The organism is Halorubrum rutilum (assembly GCF_024494565.1).
On the sequence record NZ_JANHDN010000007.1, the window covers coordinates 108,572 to 122,911 of the forward strand.

The following is a 14,340-nucleotide window of genomic DNA, read 5'->3' on the forward strand; positions in this document are numbered from 1 at the left end:
GCGGGTGGGGCTTTGGCGGTGCTCACGATGTCGCTAGTCGGTACCCACCACAGAGTAGCCACTCGGCGCGTAACGTTCGAAAGGAGTTGTGCGTGGGTGCTGTCGTAGAGACAACACCGTGCATCGGTGTGGCGGGTGTGCCGCCGAGCGATGCGTGGGACCGGATTTGAACCGGCGGACCTCTACAGGACAGCGCCCTCAACGCTGCGCCGTTGGCCTGGCTTGGCTACCCACGCTCGCGGTGTTCTGTCGCGTACTCACCTACCTTTCCCCTAATTAAAAGCCCTTCCATTCGGGAGTACCGTGCCGGGGTTTCGCAGACGGCCGGGCGGCGGAGCCGGCCGTGACTCGGCGACCGCGACCGGAACGCGCCGACCGCAACCGGCACGCGTTTGGGGGTCGCGTCCCACCTCACGAGCATGTCCGACTGGGCCCGCGAGAACGTCCCCGTCCTGACCGCCGTCGCCTCCGTCGCCGCGCTCGCCGTGGTGTTCGGTGCCGTCGGCGGCGCGATCCCGAGTTCCCTCCTGCCGCGCGCGAGCGACGCCGTCCTCGCCGCGATCCCGCACTTCAACGCCGCCGTCTCCGCGACCGCCATCGTCACCATCCTCCTCGGGTGGCGGGCGATCTCGCGCGGGAACGTCCAGCGGCACCGGAACTTCATGATCGCCTCGTTCGGCCTCTTTACCGCCTTCCTCGTCGCGTACCTCTACCGGCTCATCCACGTCGGGACGACGCCGTTTCCCGGTCCCGAGCCCGTCTACACGTACCTCTACCTCCCCTTCCTCGGGATCCACGTCCTGCTCGCGATCGCCTGTCTCCCGTTCGTCTTCCACGCGCTCCTGCTCGCCGCGACGCGCTCGCACGAGGAGCTGTACCACACCCGGCACGCGCAGGTCGGTCTCGTCGGCGCCGTCCTCTGGCTGATCTCGTTCACGATGGGGATCGGCGTGTACGTCATGCTGTACCACGCCTTCTGATCCGGGCGATCCGTCCGGCACCGATCGATCCGAATTCGGGCCCCCGACCGCCGAGATCGACGACGAAGGTTGAAGCCGTCGTCGCCCGTACGGGCCGCCGTGCTGTTCCCGACCCACCTCCTCGTCGCCGGCTGGATCGGGTGGCTGTCCGGCCGCCCCCGCGTCCGGGAGCGCCTCCCGGGGACGCCGACGCTCTCGGTCGGGTGGCTCGTCGTCGGCGCGACGCTGCCGGACGCCGTCGACAAGCCGCTCGGCGCGCTGGGCGTCGTCGACGTCTACCACTCCGTCGGCCACTCCGCGCTGCTCGCTCCCCTCGCGGTCGCCGTCGCCGCGCGGCACCGACGCGGGCTCGCGGCGGCGGTCGGCTGGGGATCCCACCTCGCGCTCGACACGCTCCATATCGTCGTGAACGGACGGGCCGAGAACGCGGTGTCGCTGCTGTGGCCGGTGCTCGAACAGCCCGAGCCCCTGGGCATCCCGCCGGGAGATTTCGCGGCCTTCTACGTCGGGACGCCGTCGTTTTACCTCGAAGCGGTGATCTGGACCGCGGCGGTCCTCGTCGGGTTGCGGTCGCGGTTCGGCGTCGGCGCGGACCGGCGGACCGACGGCTGACCCGCGGTCGGCGTCGGCGCGGACCGAGGGGTACGCCGCGGTCCGGTCGCGTTACCGTCAGTCGTTCGCCATCTGGTGGGCCGCGTAGAAGAGCGGGACGAGCAGCGCGCCGGCGAAGCCGAAGCCGAGCGCGAGCGCGCCGATGTCGCCCGCAGTGAGGGCGCGGCCGCCGCTCCCGCCGCCGTCCCCGCCGTCGCCGCCTCCACCGCTTCCGCCGTCTTCGCCGCCGCTTCCGCCGTCTCCGCCACCGCTCCCGCCGTCGCCGCCGTCCCCGCCGGCGTCCGGCTCGATGAGGTCGTCGTCGACGGAGCCGACCGCGACGGCCCCTTTCATTCCGGCCGCCCTGTGCGGCGTGCAGTAGTAGTTGAACGTGTCCCCGTCCCCGGCGTCCTCGAAGGTGTACTCGAAGGTGGTCCCCGCCTCGGAGACCGTCTCGCCGCTGTCGAACGTCTCGTCCTCGGCGACGACGTTGTGCGCGCCGCCCTCGCCGGTCCACTCCCAGACGACGGTCGTCCCGGGGTCGATCAGGATCGCCGCGGGGTCGAACCGGAGCCCGTTGACCGCGCCGACGCTGACCGTGACCTCGTCCCGCCCGGTGTAGTCGACGGTGCCCTCGTAGTTGTCGACGTCGTCCAGGTACCCGCCGTACTGGGCGGCCGCGGTCCCGGACCCGGCGGCGAGACCGGTCGCGACGGCGGCGCCGGCGGCGCCGGCCCTGAACAGCCCGCGGCGACTCATCGTCGCGTCGTCGGCGTCGGATGTCATACGCGTACCTCCCGGCGTGGGCGTATTTAAATTCCCGATTCCGGGCTCGCGTCGCGAGAACCCGAGACGGCGGGGCCGCCGGGGGCGTGGCGGCGGGGACGAAGGGGGTTCGCCGGCACCGGAGAACGGGTCCGACCGGCCGACGACGACCCGATCAGTCGTCCGCCGGCGTGGGGTCGGGCGCGGCGGTATCGAGGTCGCGGTCGGTCTCCTCGCCCTCGACGTCGAAGGGGTACTCCCCGGTGACGCAGCCGAGACAGAGGTCGGCGCGGCTCTCGCCGAGGGCCTCGGCGACGGCGTCGATCGAGAGGTACGAGAGGGAGTCGGCGCCGACCTGCTGGCGGATCTCCTCGGTGGAGGCGTCGGCGGCGATCAGCTCCTCGCGGGTCGCCATGTCGATCCCGAAGTAGCAGGGCGCGACGATCGCCGGCGCGCCGATCCGGAGGTGGACCTCCTCGGCGCCCGCCTCGCGGACGAGGTCGACGAGCTGGGTCGACGTCGTCCCCCGGACGATCGAGTCGTCGATGATGGTGACCGACTTCCCCTCGACGGTCGACCGGATGGGGTTGAGCTTCAGCCGGACCGCGCGCTCGCGCTCGTCCTGCGTCGGCATGATGAACGTCCGACCGACGTAGCGGTTCTTCATCAGCCCCTCGGCGAACTCGATGCCGGCGTCCCCCTCCGGGCGGGGCTCCCCGTCCGCGGTCGTCTCGCCGGCCGCGTCGGCGTAGCCGGAGGCGAACGCGCGCCCGGAGTCGGGGACTGGCATCACCACGTCCGACTCGGTGCCGGACTCCGCCCAGAGCTTGCGACCGAGCTTGCGCCGCACCTCGTAGACGAGGTTCTCGTCGATGACCGAGTCGGGGCGCGCGAAGTAGACGTGCTCGAAGAAGCAGTGCGCGGTCGACTCGCGCTCGACGAGCTGGTACGTGTCGTAGCCGCTCCCGTCGGGGTCGAGGACGACCAGCTCGCCCGGGCGCACGTCCCGGATCAGCTCTCCGTCGAGGGTGTCGATGGCGGCCGACTCGCTGGCGAGGACGTAGCCGCCGTCGATCTTCCCGAGACAGAGGGGGCGGTTCCCGAGCGGGTCGCGCACGCCAAGCACCGTGTCGTCGTGGGTGATCGCTAGCGAGTAGGAGCCGTGGATGCGGTTCATCGTGTGTTTGACGGCGCGCACGAGGTCCTCTTCGAGGAGGTTGCGCGCGAGGTCGTGGGCGATCACCTCGGTGTCGCCGTCGGAGGTGAACGCGTGGCCCGCCGCCGCGAGCTCCTCGCGCACCTCGTCGGCGTTGACGAGGTTCCCGTTGTGCGAGAGCCCGAGCGAGCCGGACTTGAACGAGACGGAGAACGGCTGCGCGCAGCTCTTGTCGAGGCTGCCGGCGGTCGGGTACCGGACGTGGCCGATACCGGTCCCGCCGGACAGCGACGCCAGGTCCCCCTCCTCGAACGCGTCGCCGACGAGCCCCCGCTCGACGTGGCTGTGCTGTTGGAACCCGTCGTGCGTGACGATCCCCGCGGACTCCTGTCCCCGGTGTTGGAGCGCGTACAGCGCGTAGTACAGCGGCCGCGCGGCCTCGCGGTCAGCGAGCGAGACGCCGACGACGCCGCACTTCTCTCGCGGCCCGTCAGCGGTGTGGTCCCCACCGGCGTTCATGTACGCGAGGGTGAGGCGGGAGGCGATAAAAATCCTCGTGTTCGTGGTGCGATCGGGATTTATGACAGAATATATATCCACGAACGCGGATCGAACCGGGCGACCCCGCCGGTCGCTCCGTCTCGTTCACTTCCGCTCGATCAGCCCGTCCAACCGCTCGAAGTACGCCTCTCTCGGCACCTGGTAGGCCGCCCGGTAGTCCACGTCGCCGGCGGCGAACCGCGTCGCGACGTCGACGGCGGCGGCCGCGCCGGCCTCGCGGCTCTCGCGCGTCTCCGAGACCGCCTCGACCTCGGGCTCCAAGAAGAGGACGACGTGCCACTCGTCGGTCGCGTACTGACCGGATCCGGGGCGGGCGTTGCGCGCGCCGTTCGTCAGGTAGATCGTCGGGAGACACTCGGCCGGCAGGTCGTCGCCGTCGAACACGTCGGGCCGGTAGACGAGGATGGCGCGACCGCTCGGCTCCTCGTTCCACACGCGCCAGCCGTCCGGCAGCGCCTCGAAGCTCATGGGCGGAGTCGGGGGCGGAGGCTTGAAAGGGTCGCGCTCCGGCGGAGGCGCCGGGGCGTTTCCACCCGCCGTCCGCCCTCGGCGATCCTCGACCGCTCAGGCGACCTTCGGTCGGTCTTCAGTCGACGATGTCGGAGCCGCCCGGCGGGAGGAACTCCTGAAGTTGATCCGCGCTCGCCACCCTCCGGACGAACGACTGGTCCGCGAACCGCTCTTTCAGCTCTCGGTACACCATCATCGCGGCGTCGTTCTGTGCGTACATCCCCGGCTCCACCGTGATCGACGTCGCCGCGCGGTCGACGATCGCGGACGGCGGGCCGCCGATGGCCCGCGTCACGGGCTCGCACTGCACGCCCACCGCGATCCGGCAGGGCACGTCCTCGAAGTAGGTGCGGTCGCCGCGGATCACGAAGCTCCCCTTCTCGATGTACTCGCCGCTCTCGGGCGTCTTCGACACCTGGTCCGGCTCGACCATGTACGCGTCGCCCGCGCCGCGGCCGTCCTTCCAGTCCGAGGAGTAGGAGACGGCGAACTGCGCGGCCTCTCGGAGCGTCTCCTCGGCGAAGTCGACCGGATCGGCCGACTCCGAGGGCCCGGCGGCCTTCAGGAGCGTCACCGGCCCCCCGTGCGCCTGCGTGTGGAAGAACCGGTCGTGTTTCCCCATGTACTTCTTCACCAGCTCCTCGTTCTGGTCGGCGTTGCGCCCGCCGATGACGAGGTAGCCGGACGAGGTGTGGAACCACCGGAAGCGGTCGTACCAGTCGTCGGGGCTCCGGACCGGGATCGAGGAGCGCGAGAGCCAGTCCGTCTCGTACGCCTCGTCTCCGTCGTCCTCGCCGTCGCCCGCCTCGCCCTCGCCGTCTCCGTCGTCGGCCGCCCGCTTCGCCTCCCACTCGGCCTTGCGCTCCCTGACCGCCTCCAGCTCCGTCCGGGTCGACTCGATCGCCTCCATCGCGCCCTCCTTCTTCCCCTCGATGCGCTTGGCCTCCTGATACAGCCGGTCTGCGTTGACCTCCACGCCCGCGCTCGCGTCGAGTTCGACGCGGACCGAGTCGCCGTCTCCGTCGCTCTCGCCGTCCTCGTCGCCCTCGCGGTCGAGCGCGACCGTCACGGTCCCCTCGCCGCCGTCGACGTCGACGACGGCCTCCGCGGCTGGGATCCCGCGCTCGGCGCCCGCGTCGAGCGTCTCCGCGATCTCGTCCCACGGGACCTCGTCCGCTCTGGCGTCCTGCACCGTCGAGAGCACCTCGTCGACGAGGTCGTAGTTCGCGTACAGCAGCTCGGCGCGCTCGCGCTCCGCCTCGGCCTGCTCCTCGAACCCCTCGATCGCCCCCTTCTGCTGTTCGATGATCCGCTCCTGTTTGGCGATCTCCTCCTCGAAGTCGGGACGGGAGGCGCTCGCGTCCGACGGGGCCTCGCCCGCCTCGCTGTCGTCGCGGTCGAGCCGGTGGAAGTAGTCGTCGACGGCGGCGTTGAACGAGTCGAAGCCGACGCTCGGCAGCCCCTCGTGCTCGGAGAGCGGGAAGGGCGTGACGTCGACCACCCGCGGCTCGCGGTCGTCCGCCTCGCTCTCGGACAGCTCCTCCTCGTACACGCGGGGGTCGATGTCGCCGGACCGGAGCCGGTCGCCGATCCGTTCGAGCGCCTCGTGGAGCGCGCGGAGTTGGTCGTCGGTCGCCTCCTCGATCGGCGTCTCCTTCGGGACGCCGGCGCGGGTACACACCTCCTCGGCGTAGAGGCCGCCGAGGTTGAGCTGCGTGGCGAGGGTGCGCACCACGTCGCTGTCGGAGTCGCGCATGTGCCGCTCGAACCCGCCGAGGCTCACGTCGAGGGGGTTGAGCCGCGAGGCGGGGTACTCGTACTGCGCGCCGGGCGCGACCGTCCGGGACTTGAGCCGGACCGTCGACAGCGACCCGACGACCTCACCGGTCTCGTCCAGCGCGGCGACGTTGCCCTGGCCGAACAGCTCGGCGACGAGCGTCGTGTTCTCGTCCTCGCGCTCGAACTCGAAGGTGAGGATCCGGTCGAACTCGTACTGCTCGACCCCCGCGAAGTCGGCGCCCGACATCCGGTTTCTGAGCATCTTCGCGAAGTTCGGCGGGCGACCGGGCGCGTCCGCGACGTGGTCGGCGTCCGCGACGTGGGCGCGCTTGACGTCGCCCACCTCGATCATGAGCTCGACGCGGCCGCGGTCGAAGTCGCGGAGCTTCAGCCGGAGCAGGTCGTCGTCGTAGAGGTACGCCTTGTCGACCTTCGCGCCCTCGTACCGATTGAGCTCGGTGACGAGGGCCGCGAGGTCGATGCTCGACAGCTCCCGCTTCTGGTCCATACGCGAACGAGAGCGTCGGCCCGGAAAAAGGCGTGTCGTTGTGGGGACGGGCGGCCGAGCGGTCGCGTCCCGGGACCGGGCCGGCTACAGCCGCTTCGAGACGTACGGTCCGTCCTGGTGGTAGCCGAGCTTGTTCCGGTAGTACTCCCGGGCGCCGATCCCGGAGATGACGGCCAGCTTTCGGTAGCCGGCATCGCGGGCGATCGCTTCGGCGCGTTCGAGCAGTCTCCGCCCGTACCCCTGGTGTTGCCAGTCGCCGTCGCCGCCGATGGCGACCTCGCTGCCGTACACGTGGAGCTCGCGGATCAGCGCGGCGTCCGCCAGCTCGCGGCGGACCGCGTCGTCCTCGGTGCCCGGCGCCCCCGGCTGGTCGGGGGCGAACGAGGGGAACCGGAGGCGACAGAAGCCGACGAGCAGGTCGCGGACGGGGTCCTCGAAGGAGATGAAGTGTTCCGTCCCGCCGCCGGCCTCGTAGGTCAGCACGTCGAGCTCCACGTCGTCCGGGTCCGGATCCGCGTCGTTGTGGCCGACCTCCCGGGCGCGGATGTCGCGCTGGACGATCCCCTTCTCCTCGGCCCGCTGATCGGCGAGCTGCCGGAGGTTCGACTTCCAGACGCCGCCCTCGATGAAGTCGGCGGGGATGTCTCGCTGGACGCGCTGGAGCCGGGTGTACTTCGGGATCCGGTCCATCGCCTCGGCGACGACGTCGGCCGCCTCCTCGTTCGAGAGCGGCTCGAAGTCGTCGCGGCGCCACCGGTCGTATACCCGGGTCCCCTCGACGACGAGGGTCGGGTAGATCTTGAGGTAGTCGGGGCGCCAGTCCGGGTTCTCGAACAGCTGGCGGAAGTCCTCGACGCACATCTCCCGCGTCATCCCCGGCTGGCCCGGCATCATGTGAAAGCCGACCTTGAACGCGGCGTCGCGCAGTCGGCGGTTGGCGTTCCGGGAGGCCTCGTTGCCGTGGCCGCGGTGCATCTCGCGGTTGATCCGCTCGTAGGTGGTCTGGACGCCGACCTCGACCTTCGTCCCCCCCAGGTCGAGCATGCGGTCGATCTGCTCGGGGTCGCACCAGTCCGGCTTCGTCTCGAAGGTGGTCCCGATGTTGCGGATGGCGTTCGTCTCGTTGTCCGCGATCACGTCTTCGAGGTACTCGAACTCGCTCGCCTCGGGGTCGGGCGCGAACGACTCCTCCTCGGCCGGCTCCGGCTCCTTGTCGAGGTCGTAGTCGTTCATCGCCTGTAAGGCGCGCTTGACGAACCACTCCTGGTAGTCGTGCGAACGCGCCGTCATCGTCCCGCCCATCAGGATGAGCTCCACCTTGTCGACCGGGTGGCCGATCTTCCGGAGCTGTTCGAGCCGGAGCGTGACCTGCCCGTACGGGTCGTAGTCGTTCTGCTCGCCGCGGGCCGCGGCGGGCTCGTGGCCCGTGTACGACTGCGCCGAGGAGAACTCGGAGGCCGGCCCGCCGGGGCAGTAGAGGCACTTCCCGTGCGGGCAGAGCTTCGGCGACGTCATGATCGCGACCGGCGAGACGCCGGACGCGGTCCGGACCGGCTTCCGCCGGACGACCTCGATCACGTCGTCGCGGGCCTCCGGGGGCGCGTGGTCCAGTATCTCGGTGTTCTTCGGGACCTTCGGCGAGGAGAACTCCGAGCAGGCGTCGAGTTTGGCGGACTCCAGGTCGTCGCGGTCGATCTCCCCCGCGAGGATCCGGTCGACGAGGTGTTCGCAGGTCCGGACGAACGCCTCGGGCTCGTCGCTGCCGGAACTCTCCCCTCCGCCGCCGTCACCGGCAGCGTCCGCGTCACTCGCCGCGTCGGTACTCATTACGCTCCGATCGACGGGTTCCGGAGTTAAGCGTGTCGCACCGGGAGAACCCGCCGGTTTTAGGCCGGCGCTCGCGTAGTCGTCGCCGTGCTACGCAAGGACCTCCTGCGCGTCTCGCGGGCCGGCGGGGGCTACCGCCCGCGGTTCACGGGCCGCGAGCACCGGCCGCTCGCCGCGACGGTCCTCGGGACCTTCGAGTCCCGCGTCGGGGAGCGCCGCGGCGACCTCGACGACGCGCTGGCGGCGCTGGAGGCCGACGCCGCGGAATCCGGCGGCGACTTCAAGCTCGTCCGCGGGCTCGCCGCCCTCGTCGAGCGCGAGTGCGCCTTCGAGACGCGCGCGCCGGTCCCGCCGCGTCGCGTCCGGCGGGCCGCGTTCGAGGCCGCGGAGACGGTCGGCGTCGCGAGCGAGGCGGAGCGCGAGGCCGCCGTCGACCGCGCCGCCGACGCGCTCGGGATCGAGTCCGAGGCGGTCGAGGCGTCGCTGTACGCCGACCGCGACGTCAACGAGGTCCTCGTCGACGCCGACGTGCGGTGGGACCCGGACGCGCTCTTGGAGCAGTACGACCTCTCGCTCGCACAGACCGCCCTCTTCGACGCCACCGAGGTCCGTGTGCGGTCGAACGACCCGAAGCGGCTCGTCTCCGCCGTCAAGCGCCTGCGCCTGATGTACGAGCTGGAGAGGACCCTCGAGGGCCGCGAGCTGGTCGTCACCGGCCCCGACGCCCTGTTCTCGCGCACCCGTCGCTACGGGACCGCGTTCGCGCGGCTGCTCCGCACCGTCGCGGAGTCCGCGGAGTGGGAGCTCGCGGCGACGATCGACGACCGCGGCCGCGAGCGCACCATGCGCCTCTCCGACGGCGACGTGACCGTGCCGGGCGTCGAGCCGGTCGCGGAGCCCGACTTCGACAGCGGGGTCGAGGCCGACTTCGCCGGCCGGTTCCGCGGGCTCGACCTCGACTGGACACTCGTCCGCGAGCCGGAACCGCTCGAAACCGGGACGCGGGTGATGATCCCCGACTTCGCGTTCGACTACGCCCACGCCGACTTCCGGCTGTTCTTCGAGGTGATGGGCTTCTGGACGCCCGACTACGTCGAAAAGAAGCTCTCCCAGCTCGCGGACGTGGAGGACGTGGACCTGCTGGTCGCCGTCGACGAGAGCCTCGGCGTCGGCGAGGAGATCGCCGCGCGCGACCACCGCGTCGTCACCTACTCCGGGACGGTGCGGGTGAAGGACGTCGTCGACGTGCTCCGCGAGTACGAGGCCGAGTTCGTCGCGGACGCGGCCGCCGACCTCCCGGACGCCCTCTCGCCCGACGTCGACGCGATCGGGCTGGACGACCTCGCGGCCGAGCGCGGCGTGAGCGTCGAGGCGATCGAGGGCAAGGCGTTCCCCGACCACGAGCGGATCGGTCGGACGCTCGTTCGGCCCGCGGTACTGGAAGCGGTCGACGCCGAAATCGAGGCCGGGACGGCGCTCTCGGCGGCCGAGTCGGTCCTCGACGACTACGGTATCGACGACGCGAGCGCCGCGCTCTCGCGGCTCGGCTACCGCGTCGAGTGGGAGGGGCTCGGCGGCGGGACCGTCCGGGAGAAACCGGAGGAGAGTGTTTAAACCGATGCGGTGGCGCGTGTCTCCGAGTGGCCGCCGAAGGCGGCCGCGAGGGGCACGCGCGAGGGAGTCGCGGCCGGTTAAAGACGGCCGCGACGAGGCTGGGGAGGTGTGAGGCGCGGTCGCTGTGCGGGCGGGACTCGAAGGGGCAGTCGCGAGTCCCGCGAGTGAAACGACCGGAAGCACGGAAGTCGCAGCCCGTGCAGCGGAGCGAGCGGGAGCGACGTTCGGCGGTCCTCGCGACTGGGGCTTTGGCCGCGTTCACCGACGATCCGGCGTCGATCCCGTATCGCCGAGCGGCCGGGGCTTCGGAGATGACCTTCGCGTCGCCGACCGGTTCCGACGGAACGCCGTCTGATGGAGCGACGTTCGACGGGGCAACGCCGTCTCACTGCCGGCCCTCGTACCGCTCTCGCGTCGCGATCCGCACCCGCGTCTCTCCGCGCTCCGCGAAGACGGCGTCCGCCTCGCGGACGAACGCGACCCCCTGAAGGGCCACCGACTCGTTCGCCGCTGGGAGCCCGGCCCGCGCGGTCTCGCCCCCGTGAGCGACGCGAAGTTCGAATCCGCCCTCGACCGCCGCGACGGTCACGTTTCGCCCGTCGATCCGCGGCTCCGCCCGCGCCGGTTCGCTCGTGAACAGCGTCGAGCGCGTCTCGTTCCGGACCGCGTCGACCCGGTACGTCGGGCCCCCGTTCGCCGCCACCCACCCCACGCGATGGACCCAGACGGTCTCGCGCCAGCCGGTCCCGCCCAGGTCGACGGCGCGGTACCCCCAGAAGGCGAGGTTCCCGCGCGAGACCGCCGTCGTCCAGATCTCCCGGTCCGGGTTCGTCACGATCACCCCCGAGGTGTTGACGCTCGTCGACCGGCCGAACGCCTCGACGTCGACGGCGCTCACGGCCCGGTTCTCGACGTTCTCCGCGTACGTCAGCCGGTAGCCGTCGACCTCGATCGGGTCGCCGGGCAGGTCGCCGTCGTCGACGGCGACGAGGTTCGGGACCACGCCCGGCCCGGCGACGACCGCCAGCGCCGAGGCGAGCAGCAGCAGCCCGACCGCGGCCGGCGTGGCGGACCGGACGGCCCCCCGGACCGTGTCGGGCTCCGGGACGGCCAGATCGGGACGTAGCGGCTCGTCTCGCCCCGCGACCGCGAGGGCGACGATCGCCGCGAGGACCGCGAGCAGGCCGACCCCGAGCGCCCGGTACAGCTCGTACCGCTGGTTCCCGAGGTACCAGTACACCGCCCAGAGCCGGCGCGACGCGCCGAAGAGGAGGACGGCGCCGAACGCGACGAGGGCGGTCGTCCGCGAGTCGCCGGCCGATGCCAACGTCCGCGACCCCTCGGCCGCCGCGTCGGCGCGGCCCTCGCTCCCGCGTCGCCGCCGGACGAGCCAGGCCGCGGCGAGGATCCCGGCGATGAGTCCGAGCGCGTGGCCCTGGATCGCGACGTTCGCCCACCCCGGCGGGCCGTAGGACCCGCTCGCCTCGGCGGTGACGACCGGGTTCCGGAGGGTCTCGTAGGCGACGTCGACGAGCGTCGCGCCCGTGAGCGCCGCGATCGTCCCGACCGGGTGGAAGACCAGGGCGAACCCCCACAGCGCGAAGACGACCCCCGAGAACCCGATCACCGGTCCGAGCGCGAACAGCGCGGAGACGACGCCGAACACCGCCATCGCGCCGGGCACGACGACGAACGCGCGAACGCCCGGGTTCGCGGCGAGCGAGCCCAGGTCCGGCCGCGACGCGACCGTCGAGAGCGACGCGCGCGTCGAACGTCCGACCCGTCCGAGTCCGAGCGCGCCGAGCCCCTTCGAGCGGAGCCGTCGCACCGACGCGCGCGACGGGAGCACCGATCGGAGCGTCCCGGTCTCGTCGTCGACCTCGCGGCCGCCGGGGAAGTGGCCGTACGCGTACTCGGCGATCCCGCCCGCGACGAGCGCCGAGAGGAGGTTCCCCGTGAGGTGGCCCCGGCTCGCGTGCGCGAAGCTCGACCAGAGGATCCCCTCCGGGTAGAGGTACGACCACGAGCGGAACGGGATCACGACGGGCCGGTCGGGGGTCCCCAGCCCGCTCTGCACGAAGAGGTACACCCCGGTCACGCCCGCGACGGCGACGAGCGTTCCCCACGGGACCCCGAGCAGGAAGCGCGAGCGGAGCGCGCGGGTCCACGCGCCGCTCGGTCGGTCCGTCTGATACACGACGGCGAGCGCCACGGCGACGAGCGCGCCGCCGACGGCGAGGTGGGCGGCGTCGGACGTCAGCGCCTCCGCGACCATGTGAGGAAGGGAGCGGTCGGTCACATATCAATCCGCGGGTCGGGGGTGACGTCGCGTCCGGAGCGGACGAGGGGGTCGAGAGGTGACGGAAACGGGGGTCTCAGATCTTGTTCTCGGCGTCGTCCGCGAGCTCCTCCATGCGCTTACCGACGCGACCGGCGGGAGAGAACTCGTCCTCGCTCATCGCGTTCGCCAGCGCGTTGCCGAGCACGAACACGGCGTGTTTGTGCTCGCTCTTCGACTTGTGGACGTGCGAGGGGTCGACCTCGAGCTCGTCGTACGGGTCGAACAGCGAGCCGTCCACGGTCTCGTGCGAGCGGAAGTGCTCCATGATCGTCACCATCTGTTCGTGGAGTTCGAGGAGCTCGTCCTTGTGCATACCGCGTGATACGGGTCGTAGACCCTTTAAGCGTTGTTGAGGGGCATACGCACGGGTCGAGAGGGAGACCGACTCGAAAAGGGCCGTCAGCGAATCGCGGTCGACGCGGGACGGGCGGCGACGGCGAACCGCGGCGGCGGCCCGCTCAGAACACGTACTCGTCTTCGTGGCCCATCATGCCCTCGTCCTCGAATCCGCCGGAGTCCTCCTCGTCGTCTCGCGGACCGCTCGTCTTGAACGCCTTTATCCCCGTCGACAGGAGCTCTTCGACCGCCTCCTCGCGGTTGAGGAACTCTCCCTGCTCGACCATCTGAGCGATCTGCATCTCCAGATGCTCCGGCACGGTTATCTCTACTCGTGGCATTTCCTGCCCGGGAGTAATGGCAATGGGTATATAAATGTGGCGTCGCCGATACCGATATTTGAAATCTCACAGCGGTGTTTCAGAAACTCTCCTTTCGATCGATCGAATCTTATCTCTACTATATAAAATATATTATTGGTAACCGACACGTTTCGCCGAACCGAATCCGTTCCCCCGCTACCGGCGTCATCGGGGCCGGAGAGCGATACGCATAGGTGACCCCGAACCGTATCGGGGTTCATGACCGGATCCGGCGCCCCGAACGCCGCGGGCGAGACCGACGGTACCGCCGAAGGCGACGCCGACGCCGAGGGCGACACCGATATCGAGGGCGATACCGACATCGAGGGCGACACCGACATCGAGGGCGATTTCCAGGACCTCACGGGGCTCTACCGCGAGTACGGCGACGACCGACTCCCCCCTGGCCAGCGGGAGACCGACCGCTTCCCGGTGCTCTCGAAGGGCGGGACGCCCTCGGTAGAGCCCGAGACGTTCGCCTTCGAGGTCTGGGGCGCCGTCGACGAGCCGCTCGCGTACTCGCTGTCCGAGTTCCGCGAGCTCCCGGCCGTCACGCAGCGACAGGACTTCCACTGCGTGACGGGCTGGAGCAGGTTCGACTGCGCGTTCACCGGCGTCGAGTTCGGCGAGGTCGCCGACCGCGCCGGGATCGGCGACGACGTCGAGCACGTCCTCTTCCACGCGCTCGACGGCTACACCACGAACCTCCCGCTCGACGAGTGCACCCGCGAGGGCGTCCTGTTCGCGTACGGCCTCGACGGCGACGACCTCCCGGCGGACCACGGGGGACCGATCCGGGTCGTCACCCCGCACAAGTACGCGTACAAGGGGGCCAAGTGGGTCTCGGGCGTGGAGTTCCTCACGGAGAAGGAGCTCGGCTACTGGGAGAAGCGCGGCTACAGCGACTCCGCGAACCCGTGGAACGAGGAGCGGTACGGCTGACGGTCGGCCGTCCGCGTCGCCCCCCGCGATAGTCAGGGTAAAGGGGCCGCGGCACCGAACGAGGGGTA

The 14,340-nt window shown here is 70.8% G+C and carries 12 protein-coding genes and 1 tRNA gene; 4 read left to right on the top strand and 9 right to left on the bottom strand.

Annotated elements, in window-relative coordinates; translation table 11 throughout:
- Positions 1-151 precede the first annotated feature (151 nt).
- A tRNA-Leu gene (locus NO900_RS14535) sits at positions 152-236 on the bottom strand.
- A gap of 183 nt (positions 237-419) precedes the next feature.
- Between NO900_RS14535 and NO900_RS14540 the strand changes: the two genes are divergently transcribed.
- Positions 420-980 (top strand): DUF420 domain-containing protein, encoded by a 561-nt coding sequence (locus NO900_RS14540; protein WP_256409614.1) that lies wholly within the window; start codon positions 420-422, stop codon positions 978-980.
- Positions 981-1,079: 99 nt separating this feature from the next.
- Entirely contained in the window at positions 1,080-1,592 is a 513-nt protein-coding gene (locus tag NO900_RS14545; RefSeq protein WP_256409613.1) for a metal-dependent hydrolase, read from the top strand.
- Positions 1,593-1,649: 57 nt separating this feature from the next.
- Here NO900_RS14545 and NO900_RS14550 read toward each other — a convergent pair whose 3' ends face one another.
- The 5 genes from NO900_RS14550 to NO900_RS14570 all read right to left on the bottom strand — a co-directional run bounded on the left by NO900_RS14550 (position 1,650) and on the right by NO900_RS14570 (position 8,677).
- Complete coding sequence (locus NO900_RS14550) at positions 1,650-2,357, bottom strand: halocyanin domain-containing protein (protein ID WP_256409612.1); 708 nt, start codon at positions 2,355-2,357, stop codon at positions 1,650-1,652.
- A gap of 154 nt (positions 2,358-2,511) precedes the next feature.
- A complete protein-coding gene (gene purF, locus NO900_RS14555; RefSeq protein ID WP_256409611.1) occupies positions 2,512-4,011 on the bottom strand; it encodes an amidophosphoribosyltransferase in 1,500 nt (499 codons plus the stop codon).
- Between the two features lie 126 nt (positions 4,012-4,137).
- Positions 4,138-4,521 carry a DUF5820 family protein gene (locus NO900_RS14560; RefSeq protein WP_256409610.1) on the bottom strand — a complete coding sequence of 128 codons (384 nt, stop codon included), beginning with the start codon at positions 4,519-4,521 and terminating at the stop codon, positions 4,138-4,140.
- 118 nt (positions 4,522-4,639) lie between these two features.
- Positions 4,640-6,850 carry a ribosome rescue protein RqcH gene (rqcH, locus tag NO900_RS14565; RefSeq protein ID WP_256409609.1) on the bottom strand — a complete coding sequence of 737 codons (2,211 nt, stop codon included), beginning with the start codon at positions 6,848-6,850 and terminating at the stop codon, positions 4,640-4,642.
- Positions 6,851-6,934: 84 nt separating this feature from the next.
- On the bottom strand, positions 6,935-8,677 hold the full coding sequence (locus NO900_RS14570; protein WP_256409608.1) for a tRNA uridine(34) 5-carboxymethylaminomethyl modification radical SAM/GNAT enzyme Elp3: 1,743 nt from the start codon (positions 8,675-8,677) through the stop codon (positions 6,935-6,937).
- Positions 8,678-8,764: 87 nt separating this feature from the next.
- On the opposite strand from NO900_RS14570, the gene NO900_RS14575 reads away from it, so the two are divergent.
- Positions 8,765-10,291: a DUF790 family protein gene (locus NO900_RS14575; protein ID WP_256409607.1), complete on the top strand. Its 1,527-nt coding sequence runs from the start codon at positions 8,765-8,767 to the stop codon at positions 10,289-10,291.
- Positions 10,292-10,676: 385 nt separating this feature from the next.
- On the opposite strand, the gene NO900_RS14580 is transcribed toward NO900_RS14575, so the two are convergent.
- The 3 genes from NO900_RS14580 to NO900_RS14590 form a co-directional block, all read right to left on the bottom strand.
- On the bottom strand, positions 10,677-12,566 hold the full coding sequence (locus tag NO900_RS14580; protein WP_256409606.1) for a rhomboid family intramembrane serine protease: 1,890 nt from the start codon (positions 12,564-12,566) through the stop codon (positions 10,677-10,679).
- A 100-nt stretch (positions 12,567-12,666) separates the two neighbouring features.
- Entirely contained in the window at positions 12,667-12,945 is a 279-nt protein-coding gene (locus tag NO900_RS14585) for a UPF0058 family protein (RefSeq protein WP_092563640.1), read from the bottom strand.
- A gap of 145 nt (positions 12,946-13,090) precedes the next feature.
- Complete coding sequence (locus NO900_RS14590; protein WP_092563643.1) at positions 13,091-13,309, bottom strand: DUF7120 family protein; 219 nt, start codon at positions 13,307-13,309, stop codon at positions 13,091-13,093.
- A 240-nt stretch (positions 13,310-13,549) separates the two neighbouring features.
- On the opposite strand from NO900_RS14590, the gene NO900_RS14595 reads away from it, so the two are divergent.
- Positions 13,550-14,272, top strand: coding sequence for a sulfite oxidase-like oxidoreductase (locus NO900_RS14595; protein ID WP_256409605.1), 723 nt, complete (start codon positions 13,550-13,552; stop codon positions 14,270-14,272).
- Positions 14,273-14,340 lie beyond the last annotated feature (68 nt).